Origin of the sequence: Actinacidiphila glaucinigra (assembly GCF_900188405.1) — a bacterium.
In the GTDB taxonomy this organism is placed as follows: domain Bacteria; phylum Actinomycetota; class Actinomycetes; order Streptomycetales; family Streptomycetaceae; genus Actinacidiphila; species Actinacidiphila glaucinigra.
In genome coordinates this window covers 539,837-551,665 of record NZ_FZOF01000002.1, presented here as the reverse complement: position 1 = coordinate 551,665, position 11,829 = coordinate 539,837, and the positions used below count along the sequence as shown (strand labels likewise).

The following is an 11,829-nucleotide window of genomic DNA, read 5'->3' as shown; positions in this document are numbered from 1 at the left end:
ACGACCGCCGTACGGACAAGCCGCGCCGGAAGCGCAACGGCTGACGTCAGCCCGCCGGACGCCCCTCCGGGGGAGTCTCGCCGGCCCGGTCGGAGATGCCGTCGGCGGTGAACGCGATCGACTCCACGACGGTGCCGGCCTCCCCCCAGGCACCGTCCTCCAGCAGCACGGTGCGTTCCCCGAGCAGGCGCAGCGTCTTCTCGTCGAAGATCCACTCGATGCGCTCGCCGTTGTGCGCCCGTGCGACCGCCACGCCGTGGCGGCCCGTGGCGTCCACCGCGTCGCGCACGGTGATCACCCCGGGGATGAGTGCGGCGGACCGGTACAGGGCGGCGGCGGTGACCGGCGGGGCGGTCCCGCTGCGCAGCAGTTCGCCGATGGTGACGAAGGCGCCCTGGTCCACGCCGACGGTGGAGTCCACGGCGGGGCCGTACTGCGGGTCGGACTCCCGGCGGATCCGTGCCAGCAGGGCGTCCGGCTCGGTGGGCAGGGCCTCCAGGAAGCGGTACGTCGGCGAGGACAGGCTGCCGGGTCCCGGGGCGTCGTCCCATCGGTCGCCGCCGCGGTCGCGGGTCAGGGTGCGGCCGCTGCCGTCCACGGACGTCCACAACTCGCCCGACTCGTTGGTGGGTTCGGTGGCGCCGGTGTCCCCGTCCAGTGCGGTGGCGTGTCCGGTCACCTTGACGTAGGCGTACTGGTCGTCGCGGACGGCGCCGGCGGGTGCCGCGTCGGCGCCGAGTGCGATGCGGCCCAGCAGCCGTACGGCGGCGGGGGACGCGGGAGGCTCGGCCTGGTTGCCGGCGGCGGTGTTCAGCGCCCGCAGGCCGGCGGCGACGACCACCAGCAGGAGGCAGACGCCCGCGGCGGGCGCCAGGACCGTCATCAGCCGCCGGCGGGGAACGGCCGTCGGGTACGGTGCCGGCGTCCCGTCGGCGATCTCGTCCAGGAAGTGCCGCTTGAGCAGGCGGTGGGTGTCCGGATCGAGGCCCGCGGCGGCGGGGGCGGGCAGCAGCAGGGCGCCTTCCTCGGCCTCGGCCCGTTCGCACTGCTCCGGCCGGCGCGGGTCGGCGGCGCTCATCGGGTCCTCTCCTTCGGCATAGGCATAGGCATCGGTTCGGGCTCGGCGGCCGCCGGTGCCACGGGAACGTCGCCGCCGTGGGCCAGTTCGGCCTCCGCGAGCGTGCGCAGGCGTCCGCGGGCCCGTGACAGCCGGGAGCGGACGGTGCCCACCGGGATGCCGAGGGCCTCGGCGGCGGCCGCGTAGTCCAGATCGGCCCACACGCACAGGGTGAACACCTCGCGGTCGGCCCGGCGCAGTCTGCCCAGGGCCCGGGAAGCCGCCGCCAGCCGCTGGGTGTCGGTGATCCGGCCGACGACCTCGTCGGCGAAGTCGGGCACGGGCTGCCGCGGCGGCAGGCGGGACATCGCGGCCCGGTGGCGGCGGGCCGTCCGGGCGGTGTTGCGCAGCACGTTGGTGGCGATGCCCAGCAGCCACGCCCGGGTGTTCACCACCTCGGCGCCCAGCTTCCCGCGCAGCCGCCAGGCTTCCAGGAACGTCAGCGAGACCACGTCCTGGGCCGTGGCCCAGTCACCGGTCACCCGCAGGGCGTGCGCGTGCACCACCCGTGCGTGGGCGTCGAACAGCCCGCCGAACGCCGCGCGGTCCCCCGACCGCAGCCGTTCGTTCAGTGTCGTCTCCACACCATCGGGAGTGTCCGTTCGGACCACCGGGTTCCCTGTGACCCCGGTCACGGGAGTTTCCGTCCACTTCCGGACAGGATATGACGCATGTCATGCCCCCGGCGGGGGAATCGCTGGGGGCATGACAATTCCTAAAGGACCGGACGAGGCCGCCAGGCCCCCGGGCGCGGTCACCGACGAGGAACGCCTCCGCCAACTCGGCTACACCCAGGTGCTGGCCCGCAGGATGTCCGCGTTCTCCAACTTCGCGGTCTCCTTCACCATCATCTCGGTCCTCTCCGGCTGCCTGACCCTCTACGCGTTCGGCATGAACACCGGCGGCCCCGCCGTGATCACCTGGGGCTGGCTGGTCGTGGGCCTGATGACCCTGGTCGTCGGCCTGGCGATGGCCGAGATCTGCTCCTCGTACCCCACCTCCGCCGGTCTGTACTACTGGGCCCACCGGCTCGCCCCGCCGCGCAGCGCCGCCGCGTGGGCGTGGTTCGCGGGCTGGTTCAACGTGCTCGGCCAGGTCGCCGTCACCGCCGGCATCGACTTCGGCGCCGCGAGCTTCCTCAACGCCTACCTGGACCTGCAGTTCGGCTTCAGCAGCACCCCGGGCCACACGATCGTCCTGTTCGCCGCGATCCTGGTGCTGCACGGACTGCTCAACACCTTCGGCGTCCGCATCGTCGCGCTCCTCAACGACATCAGCGTCTGGTGGCACGTGCTCGGCGTCGGCCTGATCGTCGGCGCGCTCGCCTTCGTTCCGGACAGCCACCAGTCGACGTCCTTCGTCTTCACCCACTTCGTCAACAACACCGGCTGGGGCAGCAGCTTCTACGTGGTCCTGCTCGGTCTGCTGATGGCGCAGTACACCTTCACCGGCTACGACGCCTCCGCCCACATGACCGAGGAGACCCACGACGCCGCCACCGCCGGGCCGCGCGGCATCGTCCGCTCCATCTGGATCTCCTGGATCGCCGGCTTCGTGCTGCTGCTCGGCTTCACGTACGCGATCCGCTCGTACGACGAGGTCCTCGGCACGCCGACCGGCGTCCCCCCGGCGCAGATCCTCATCGACGGCCTCGGCGACGTCGGCGGCAAGCTCCTGCTGCTGGTCGTCATCGGTGCCCAGCTCTTCTGCGGGATGGCCTCCGTCACCGCCAACAGCCGCATGATCTACGCCTTCTCGCGCGACGGGGCGCTGCCCTTCTCCGCGGTCTGGCACCGCATCAACCCGCGCACCAAGACCCCCACGAACGCCGTCTGGCTGGCCGCGCTCGGCGCGCTCGTCCTCGGCCTGCCGTACCTGATCAACCTGACCGCGTACGCCGCCGTGACCTCCATCGCGGTCATCGGCCTCTACATCGCGTACGTCATACCGACGTTCCTGCGCCTCGGCAAGGGCGACGACTTCGAGCGCGGCCCCTGGCACCTCGGCCGCTGGTCCCGTCCGATCGGCGTCATCGCCGTGTCCTGGGTCGTCTTCATCACCGTGCTCTTCATGCTGCCCCAGGTCAGCCCGGTCACGGTCGACACCTTCAACTACGCGCCGATCGCGGTCCTGGTCGTCCTCGGCTTCGCCGCGACATGGTGGTTCGTCTCGGCCCGCCACTGGTTCCTCCGCGACCGGGGTCCCGCCTCCGTCGAGGTCCCCGCACCCGCTCCGGCCGACACCCCCGGCTGACCGTCCCCGCCGCTCGTCGGCGGCGGCCGCGCCGCACGGGCCGAATGCGCTCGGAGCCACGGCCGCCGTCCGGCTATGCTGCGGGGTGCGGGCCGTTAGCTCAATTGGCAGAGCAGTGGACTTTTAATCCATTGGTTGTGGGTTCGAGTCCCACACGGCCTACCCGCAGGCGGTTGGTCTCGCCACCGCTGTCCTGCGTGAATGCGGCCCCACTGGTTCAGACCGGTGGGGCCGCAGCCCGTTTCACGGCCTGAGGAACCGTCTGCCGGCCCGCTGCCGGCCCGAAGTGCAAACGATCAAGCTTGGGCGCCGCTTGCGGTGCCGGTCATGTGAAGTCGCTTAGCCGTCAGAGGCGTAAGGCGCGGTTGTGACATGACTCACTTGCCGATCGAAGGTCGGCCCAGCGGCAAGGGCCTTGTCCCCGCTGACGATGCAGTCGCGTCCTGCAACGCGGTGCGGGCGGATGCCGGGCCAACGCCCCTGGCACCGGTGAGGCCGACGTTCGCCACGCCAAGGTGGTCGCGCTGCCCGATCCCGATCAGAGCTTCCAGGTGAGCGGCGATATGGCGCTCGAAGGCCACATCATCACCATGCGGTTCCGCCCGGACGCCGGTTACTGGCGCGTGCACGCGTATGGGGATGGTTACGTCGTACCGGAAGATCTGCGCCGGCCTTCGTCGTTGTGTGACTACGTTGACTGGCCGCCGCCGGTTCCGACGTGGAACCTCGTCAGCGCGAACACGATCACGAGGTCGAGGACCATCACCGGGATGGCCCACGCCGGGTAATACGGAACGAACATGAACTGGGTGATCAGGCTGATCCCGGCCAACGCTGCACCGGCCCCGCGGCCCCAACTCTTGTTCGACAGGACGCCCAGGCCGGCAACCACGAGCGCCACTCCGACCACGAGATGGATCACTCCCCAAGTGGTCAGATCGAACCGATAGGCATACTGCGACGAGGATGCGAACGGGGTGTCCTCTGCGATGCCGGATGCGCCCATCAGGATGCTCAGCGGCCCGCTGAGCATCAGTGCGGCCCCCGCGAACAGATCAGGGCCGTTGAGCACCTTGCCGCCGTCGGTACCCCGACGCCCTTGCCCTGCGTTGGGCATCGCTGTCATGGCCGCCACCTTCCTGTACGGCGCGGTCACCGGTGCGCACTGCCGGTGCGATGGCGGCCACGTTTCTCTGACAGCATCACCAGGATCTTTCGACGCCGCGACCTGAGCCATTTGTGGAGTGGTGGGAGATCGTCGTGTCCGACGACGTGCCGCTCAGCACCGACAGCGGGCCGCACGCGGAGGAGCAGACATGGGTGAGCCCGCATCGCGCCCGTGGGGTGGGGGCTCGGCCGTCGGCCTCCCGTGGTGCTTGCCGTCGGAGGCCGGCGGGAGTCTCAGGTGGCTTCCAGCCGGCGGGCGCGGACGCGGGCGAGGAGCCTCGCGCCGTTCGCGTCGGGCCGCTCGACCATGTGGGCGTGCTCGGCCACAGACGTCCCGGTCTACTTCTGCGACCCGGCGGGCCCCTGGCGGCGCGGCTCGAACGCGAACACCAACGGCCTGCTGCGGCAGTACTTCCCCAAGGCACAGACCTGTCCACCCGTGAGGACCTGCGCGCCGTCGCCGCCGAACTCAGCGGTCACCCACGCAAAACGCTCGGCTGGGAAACCCCGGCCGAGCGCCTGCGTACACTCCCCACGACCGCCTGGCACTGACCGCGTGTTGTGACGACCGCTGGAATCCGCCGACGGGCCGGGCAGGGGGGCGCTTCGTCGTGGGGCGGGCGGGTGATGCGGTGCAGGCAGGGCCGGGATCCGGCGCGCAGGATGGTCGGTCCGTGGCGCGGCCTTCATGATTTCCGCCAGAAGTTTTCACTCTGCGTACAACCATTCCCTCTGGTTACACGTCTGATCACCCGAGTCGCCTGACTCCGATCAATCCGAGCCCCACGGGGGCTTTCTCCATCAGGGGAACGCATGAACATACGAGCCACCGTGGCCGCCGCGTCCGGCGCCCTGGCCCTGGCCTCCTTCGCCGTTCCGTCGGCGCAGGCCGACGACGCCGCCTCCTACCGTGCGGGCGTCGCCGAGATCCGGGAAGCCGCTCACGGCGCTTCCTCGCACCGGACCGCGTTCAGCGCCTCCGCCGCCGCGGAGGACATGCCCTACGTCCTGAACGCCACCTTCTCCAACGTCAAGGTGGGCGCGGCGATCAAGGTCGGCACCGCCAAGCACGTCGTCGTCCCGGTCAGCTACACCCTGACCCACGGCGCCGAGGTGGACATCACCGCCGCGGACTTCCTCACCGGCCCGTACATCTACAAGGGCTCTTACGACGCTCCGGTCAACGAGCTGCTCGGCGACGACCCGGCCACCTGCACCGTGAAGTCGTCGACCACCGCCACGTGCAAGGGCAGCATCGACATCTACCCGGCCGACGGCGAGCTGCTGAACTCCGACGCCGGTGCCTGGAAGGCCGGAGCCCTGGCCATCGCCTTCAACGGGCAGGACCCGCTCAGCCCCGACTTCGACATCACCCAGGTCGGTTACGTCGACCAGGGCGGTCTCGCCTCGACCCGGGTGCAGCGCAACTCCCGGCTGACGGTCAACGCGACCCCGGAGCCCGTCCGCAAGGGCAAGACCCTTACGGCGACCGGCAAGCTGACCCGCGCCAACTGGGAGACCAACACCTACAAGGGCTACACCAAGCAGGCGGTCAAGCTGCAGTTCCGCAAGGCGGGCACCAGCACGTACACGACCGTCAAGACGGTGTACTCGGACTCGTCCGGCAACGTGAAGGCGACCACCACCGCCAAGTACGACGGCTACTGGCGCCTGCGCTTCGAGGGCACCTCGACGACCCCGGCGATCTCCGCCACCGGCGACTACGTCGACGTGCGGTAGCAACCGCGTCGTATCGCCCGAGGGCCCCCGGCCGGAGTGCTTCCGGACGGGGGCCCTCGGCGTTCCGGGAGCCCGGACGCGGGGTGTCAGGCGGCGCAGAACTTCAGGCGCTTGAGGACGTCGTTGATGGCCTTGCCCTGGGCCTCGGTGAGCTCGTTGCCGTGGTAAGTGAAGCGCTTGGCGGCCTCCGCGTCCGCCTGGGGGCTGTTGCTGTTGATCGCGCTGCACTGCTCGCGCGCGGCGTCGATGGCCTTGTCGGGGTCCTTGGCGAAGTCGGGGTTGACGGCCTGCAGGGCCGCGATCAGCGTGACCCGCTCGGCGTCCGTGAGGGCGGACGGCATCCCGGCGTCGGGCAGGGTCTTCTCCTGGTCGGTCCGGGCCACCGGGGACTGCGAGGACACGGCGGTCTCGGGGGCCGTGGCGGTGGTGTCGGAGGAGGAGCCGCAGCCACCGAGGGCCAGGCCGGTGACGGCGAGCAGCAGTGCGGTTGCGGCGATGTGTGTGCGCATGTCGGGATTATTGCGTTTCGCCCTGCCTTTTGTGGCGGAGGCGGTCCGCGGCAGGGGTGTGACATGCCCGAGACCCCACCGGAATGGGTGCGGGACCCCGGCGGCCGCCAGGACGACCCGGCCTATGCCGGGGTCGTGCCGCGGCGGCGGACCTCGTCGGGGATGGGGAGTTCGAACCAGACGACCTTGCCCGTGCCCAGGCGCCGCGCGCCCCAGTGGGCGGCGAGGCGGTCGACGACGTACAGGCCGCGGCCGGTCTCGTCCTCCGGTCCGGCCCGGCGCAGCCGGGGGACCAGGGGGGAGTCGTCGCCGACCTCGCAGCGCAGCACATCGGTGCGCAGGAGACGCAGGGTGATGGGGCGGGAGGCGAAGCGGACGGCGTTGGTGACGACCTCGCTGACGAGGAGTTCGGTCGTCTCCAGCATCGGGTCGAGGCCCCAGCGGTGCAGGGCGCGGCGGGTGAGCCGGCGGGCGCGGCAGGCGGTCTCGGGCTGGGGGGCGAGGTACCAGTAGGCGACGCTGTGCGTGGGGAAGCCGTCGAAGCGGGCGGCGAGCAGCGCGATGTCGTCGTCGCGGGAGCCGCCGGGGCCGAGGTCGCCGAGCGCCTGGTCGCACAGGGCCTCCAGCGGCGGTGGGGCGAGGTCGCGTCCGGGGGTCTGGACGCGGGCGAGCAGGTTCTCCACCCCGGTCCAGATGTCGTGGCCGCGGGACTCGACCAGGCCGTCGGTGTAGAGGAGCAGCGTGGCCCCGGTGGGCGCGGGCATCTCGACGGTCTCGAAGTCGACGCCCCCGACGCCGATCGGCGCGCCAGCGGGCACGGGCAGCACCTCGCCCTTGCCGCCGGGGAGGAGGAGGACCGGTGGCGGATGGCCGGCGTTGGCGATCAGCAGCCGGTGCGAGATGGGGTCGTAGACCGCGTACATGCAGGTGGCGATGTGCTCGATGCCCAGCCGCTGGGCCTGGTCGTCGAGGTGGTGCAGGACCTCGTCCGGGGGCAGGTCGAGCCCGGCGAGCGCCTGCACGCTGGTGCGCAGCTGACCCATGATCGCGGCGGAGGTCATCGAGTGGCCCATCACGTCGCCGACGACGAGCGCGACGCGGCTGCCGGGCAGCGGGATGGCGTCGTACCAGTCGCCGCCCACCCGTGCGGTCTCCGAGGCGGGGAGGTAGCGGCTGGCCAGCCGGACCCCGGTGGGCTCGGGTAGGGAGGCCGGGAGCATGGTGCGCTGCAGCGCGTCGGCGACGGACGCCTCGTGGCCGTACATCAGCGCCTTGTGGGCGCCGAGCGCGGTGTGGGTCGCCAGTTGCGAGGCGACCAGCAGGTCGTCCGCGGTGAACGGCGCCCGCTCGGGGCGGCGCAGCAGGGCGAGGGTGCCCATGAGGCGGTTGCGGCCGTGCAGCGGGGCGATGATCAGGCGGCGGCCGGGCGGCAGTGCGCCGGGCGGGCCGACCACGGGGCCCAGCAGTTCCCTGGCGGCGGGGGCGATGCCGGGCGCGTCGCCGAAGCACGGCCGGCCCTCCCTCAGCAACCGGGTGAGCCGGCTGGTGGTGTTCAGCCGTACGCACTCCGCCACCCCTTGCGGCCCGGGGCGGTTGACGCACCGCAGCGCGATCTGCGGCGGCTCGGGCGCGGCGGCCTCCGCGTCCGGCGAGGGCAGCTCCGGCGACGGCCGCTCCGGGGTGCGCCGCCGGGTGGGGTGCAGGTGCAGGACGACGTCGTCCGCGGCGTCCAGGCCCTCCACCCCCTCCCCGGTCAGCAGCGGGTCGTGCAGATGGACGAAGATCACGTCGGCGAAGGCGGGGACGGCCGCCGCGTCCAGTTCGCGCAGCGTCTCGTCCAGGTCCATGCCGGCGGCGATGCGCCGGGTCGCGGCGTCGAGGTAGCGGAGCCGGTCCGTCTGCGGCTGTCCGGGAGTGCGGGGCGCGTCGGCGTCCCGGGGCCAGGGGGTGCCGGGGGTGTGCCGCCCGGGCGGTTCCGCTCCGCCCCCGGCCGGGCCGGGGTCCTCGCCGGGGGTGCGGTGCCGCGCCACGTCCTGGTCCCGCCCGCCTCAGCCGATTCGCCGGCAGCAGAGGAAGACCTGTTCCTCCGGCGGTACGTCGCTGAAGGCCGGGGCGTAGGTGTACGAGAACTCCTTGACGATCTCGAAGCCGCCCGACTCGATGACGTGCAGCAACTCCTCCCGGAGGTAGCCGGAGACGCGGATGGTGAAGCCGAGGAACGGGATGGAGAAGTCGTCCACGTCGGCCTCCACCATCGACAGGGCGAACAGCCCGCCCGGGACGAGCAGATGGTGGATCGTGCGGAGCGCGTGCGGGATCTCGGCGCGCGGCAGCATCAGCAGGGAGAAGAAGGCCGCGACGGCGTCGAAGCGGCCGAGCCGGACCGGGCCGCCGGGCCGCAGGTCGGCGACGTCCAACTGGTGGAAGACGGCGCCGGGGACGTACGTCCGGGCGAGTTCGAGCATGCCCTCGGACAGGTCCACTCCGACGACGTCGAACGCGGCGTCGCTCAACTGCCGGGCGGTGGGGAGTCCGGTGCCGCAGCCCAGATCCAGCACGCGGGATCCGGGCGGCAGGGTGTCCACGAGCCACACGCCGGCGGAGAACTGCCCCTCCTTGTGCGGGAAGGCCTCGTCGTAGCGGTCACCGATGGCGTCGAAGGCCTCGGCCTGGCCGCTCCGGTCAGGCCGGCCGCTCTCGTAACCGCGCCACACGGTCTTGTCGATCACGAAAAAGTCCCTTTCGTGCCCACTTCGAATTATCCCATGCAGTCCTTCTGTCGCCTCCTGGTGCAATCTGTCCCTTTGGTCGCGGGGGTCGCAGGAGTCCCGGAACGGCACCGGGGTCACATGGGGCGTCCGGCCCCTCTCTCTCCGTGCACGGACGGCACCGCCGTGCCCGCTGTTACGGACGGGGCGCGTGCGCCGGGGTGTACCGCGCCCGTATCGTGGGGCCACCGCGAGCACGCCGGCCCGGGGCCGCTCCGCCGCGCGTACGCCGCCGACGCCCACCGCACTTGCCAGGAACCGGACCTCATATGACCGCACCCTCCTTGCACAGCACCGCCGACATCGCCTCCCTCCCCGAGGAGACGCGCGACGACCTGCGCGCCTACGCGGAGCTCGGCGGCTTCACGCTGACGACCGACACCCACGCCTGGTACGCCGCCGTGGACACCGTCGCCGGCCCCGAGGAGGCCCGCGCCGCCTCCACCGTCCTCGCGGAACTTCGCGGCCGCGACCTGCCGGCGCTGCGCGCCGCCGCCGAGCGCCTGGAGGAGGCCGAGGCCCTGGGCATCGACATCCCCCGCACGGTGGCCGAGAGCGGCCGGACCGTGTCGCTGCTGCTGCGGGTACGGCTCACCCTGCGGACGCTGAACGCCGACGTGTACGACGTGGCCGAGGCCGAACTGGACGAGTTCGTCGCCGCCACCGCGAGCGGCGCCTGGCGCCGGGACCGCGGTGTGAAGGTCGCCTGGCTGCGCCGCCGGTCCCTGCGGGGACGCGTCCGCGGGCTGGCCACGGGACGGCCGCGGCGCGACGCCGTGCACACCGCCCTCGCCTCCGCGGCCACCGAACGCAACGACTGGGCCGCCCTCGGCGGCGCCGGCCGCCCGGCCGTCCCCGCGGACGCGGACTTCCTCGACGAGGCCTCCCGCGCCGCCGAGGCCGCCGAGGCCGGGCTCACCGAACTGGGGCGCCTCCTGCGCCCCGAGGCCGCGCTGGACACCCTCCCCTTCGAGGAACTCGCGGAGCTGCTCGACCGCCTTGCCGCGGACGAGGGCACGCTGTACCGGCTGCCCAACCTCAAGGCCACCCGTGACCGCCTGGGGCATCAGGGGCTCGGCGCGGTGCTCGAGGAACTGACGGAGCGCCGGGCGGAGACCGCCGAGGTCGTCGCGCTGCTGGGCGAGCCGGAGACCCCTGTCGTCCCCGAACCGCGCACCGCGTCGGAAGCGCCGGAGGGGGCGGCTCCCGCGGAGGCGGAGCCCGAGCCGGTCGTTGAGGTGGAGGCTGCGTCGGCCGAGGCGGAGCCGGTGGTTGAGGCCGCTGTTGAGGCGGAGCCTGAGCCGGTGGTTGACGCCGCTGCTGCGGTGGAGGTCGAGTCCGAGCCGGTCGTTGAGGCGGTGGCGGAGGAGGCGCCCGCTCAGGCGGAGCCTGTTGCGGGGCCCGAGGCCGTCGTCGAGGCGGAGCCCGAGCCGGTGGCTGAGACCGCCGCTGCGGTCGCCGAGGAAGCCGCCCCCGTTGCGGAGCCCGAGGCCGCGGTCGCGGAGGAGGCGGAGCCGGTTGTTGACGCCGCTCCTGCAGCTGAGGCCGAGTCCGAGCCGGTCGTTGAGGCGGTGGCGGAGGAGGCGCCCGCTCAGGCGGAGCCTGTTGCGGTGCCCGAGGCCGTCGTCGAGGCGGAGCCTGAGCCGGTGGCTGAGACCGCCGCTGCGGTCGTTGAGGAAGCTCCCGCCCCCGCCCCCGAGCCGGTCATCGAGGCCGAGGCCGCTGCGGTCGCCGAGGAAGCCGCCCCCGTTGCGGTGCCCGAGGTCGCTGTCGAGGCGGAGCCTGAGCCGGTTGTTGACGCCGCTGCTGCGGTGGAGGCCGAGTCCGAGCCGGTCGTTGAGCCGGTGGCGGAGGAGGCGCCCGCTCAGGCGGAGCCCGTTGCGGAGCCCGAGGCCGTCGTCGAGGCGGAGCCTGAGCCGGTCATCGAGGCCGAGGCCGCTGCGGTCGCCGAGGAAGCCGGCCCCGTTGCGGTGCCCGAGGCCGCGGTCGCGGAGGAGGCGGCTCCCGCCGCCGAGCCCGAGCCCGTCGCCAAGGCGAAGCCGGCGGCGCGGCGGCCGCGGAAGCCCGCGGTCACGCCGGGGAAGGCCGTGACGGCGTACTCGGCGAAGGAACTGACCGCGCTGGTGCGGTGGATCGACGGCGACGGCGAGGCGCGTTCGGACGACGAGCTGCTGCGGGCCGCGATGAAGGAGCTGGGCTTCGCCCGGCTCGGCCCGCGCATCAAGGAGGCCCTCGGCGCGGCCGTGGCCGAGGCGCGCGGCTGACGGGGCCGCGC

10 protein-coding genes, 1 tRNA gene and 1 pseudogene are annotated in these 11,829 nt (G+C 72.6%); 5 read left to right on the top strand and 7 right to left on the bottom strand.

From position 1 onward, the window contains the following. Window positions 1-46 precede the first annotated feature (46 nt). Both CHF15_RS06480 and CHF15_RS06475 read right to left on the bottom strand, forming a co-directional pair. Window positions 47-1,078, bottom strand: a complete 1,032-nt coding sequence (locus CHF15_RS06480; RefSeq protein ID WP_089222626.1) for a CU044_5270 family protein — start codon at window positions 1,076-1,078, stop codon at window positions 47-49. Next, on the bottom strand, window positions 1,075-1,701 hold the full coding sequence (locus CHF15_RS06475) for an RNA polymerase sigma factor (RefSeq protein ID WP_089222625.1): 627 nt from the start codon (window positions 1,699-1,701) through the stop codon (window positions 1,075-1,077). The genes CHF15_RS06480 and CHF15_RS06475 overlap by 4 nt, the downstream gene beginning before the upstream one ends. Before the next feature lie 121 nt (window positions 1,702-1,822). On the opposite strand from CHF15_RS06475, the gene CHF15_RS06470 reads away from it, so the two are divergent. Together CHF15_RS06470 and CHF15_RS06465 are read left to right on the top strand one after the other, a co-directional pair. Further along, entirely contained in the window at window positions 1,823-3,370 is a 1,548-nt protein-coding gene (locus tag CHF15_RS06470; RefSeq protein WP_089222624.1) for an amino acid permease, read from the top strand. 89 nt (window positions 3,371-3,459) lie between these two features. After that, a tRNA-Lys gene (locus CHF15_RS06465) sits at window positions 3,460-3,532 on the top strand. Between the two features lie 215 nt (window positions 3,533-3,747). On the opposite strand, the gene CHF15_RS44340 is transcribed toward CHF15_RS06465, so the two are convergent. Next, window positions 3,748-3,951 (bottom strand): hypothetical protein, encoded by a 204-nt coding sequence (locus CHF15_RS44340; protein ID WP_143681533.1) that lies wholly within the window; start codon window positions 3,949-3,951, stop codon window positions 3,748-3,750. Between the two features lie 107 nt (window positions 3,952-4,058). Further along, window positions 4,059-4,496 carry a DUF7144 family membrane protein gene (locus CHF15_RS06460; protein ID WP_245938687.1) on the bottom strand — a complete coding sequence of 146 codons (438 nt, stop codon included), beginning with the start codon at window positions 4,494-4,496 and terminating at the stop codon, window positions 4,059-4,061. Window positions 4,497-4,859: 363 nt separating this feature from the next. On the opposite strand from CHF15_RS06460, the pseudogene CHF15_RS06455 reads away from it, so the two are divergent. Together CHF15_RS06455 and CHF15_RS06450 are read left to right on the top strand one after the other, a co-directional pair. Continuing rightward, a pseudogene (locus CHF15_RS06455) lies at window positions 4,860-5,089 on the top strand (transposase); the annotation flags it as partial. Between the two features lie 261 nt (window positions 5,090-5,350). Continuing rightward, window positions 5,351-6,277, top strand: coding sequence for a hypothetical protein (locus tag CHF15_RS06450; RefSeq protein ID WP_089222623.1), 927 nt, complete (start codon window positions 5,351-5,353; stop codon window positions 6,275-6,277). 86 nt (window positions 6,278-6,363) lie between these two features. Here the strand turns inward: CHF15_RS06450 and CHF15_RS44735 are convergent, their stop codons facing one another. The 3 genes from CHF15_RS44735 to CHF15_RS06435 all read right to left on the bottom strand — a co-directional run bounded on the left by CHF15_RS44735 (window position 6,364) and on the right by CHF15_RS06435 (window position 9,515). Beyond that, a complete protein-coding gene (locus tag CHF15_RS44735) occupies window positions 6,364-6,786 on the bottom strand; it encodes a hypothetical protein (protein WP_089222622.1) in 423 nt (140 codons plus the stop codon). 122 nt (window positions 6,787-6,908) lie between these two features. After that, a complete protein-coding gene (locus tag CHF15_RS06440; RefSeq protein ID WP_089222621.1) occupies window positions 6,909-8,816 on the bottom strand; it encodes a SpoIIE family protein phosphatase in 1,908 nt (635 codons plus the stop codon). 18 nt (window positions 8,817-8,834) lie between these two features. After that, the gene (locus CHF15_RS06435) at window positions 8,835-9,515 is read right to left on the bottom strand and encodes a class I SAM-dependent DNA methyltransferase (protein WP_089222620.1); all 681 of its coding nucleotides are present in this window, start codon (window positions 9,513-9,515) and stop codon (window positions 8,835-8,837) included. A 308-nt stretch (window positions 9,516-9,823) separates the two neighbouring features. Here CHF15_RS06435 and CHF15_RS06430 point away from each other — a divergent pair, with 308 nt between their 5' ends. Further along, window positions 9,824-11,818, top strand: a complete 1,995-nt coding sequence (locus CHF15_RS06430; protein ID WP_089222619.1) for a hypothetical protein — start codon at window positions 9,824-9,826, stop codon at window positions 11,816-11,818. The last annotated feature ends 11 nt before the right edge of the window (window positions 11,819-11,829 follow it).

Excerpts from the sequence above, each read along its gene's own strand:
- CHF15_RS06480 (WP_089222626.1), bottom strand. The coding sequence starts at position 1,078 with ATGAGCGCCGCCGACCCGCGCCGGCCGGAGCAGTGCGAACGGGCCGAG.
- CHF15_RS06470 (WP_089222624.1), top strand. The coding sequence starts at position 1,823 with ATGACAATTCCTAAAGGACCGGACGAGGCCGCCAGGCCCCCGGGCGCG.
- CHF15_RS06460 (WP_245938687.1), bottom strand. The coding sequence starts at position 4,496 with ATGACAGCGATGCCCAACGCAGGGCAAGGGCGTCGGGGTACCGACGGC.
- CHF15_RS06450 (WP_089222623.1), top strand. The coding sequence starts at position 5,351 with ATGAACATACGAGCCACCGTGGCCGCCGCGTCCGGCGCCCTGGCCCTG.
- CHF15_RS44735 (WP_089222622.1), bottom strand. The coding sequence starts at position 6,786 with ATGCGCACACACATCGCCGCAACCGCACTGCTGCTCGCCGTCACCGGC.
- CHF15_RS06430 (WP_089222619.1), top strand. The coding sequence starts at position 9,824 with ATGACCGCACCCTCCTTGCACAGCACCGCCGACATCGCCTCCCTCCCC.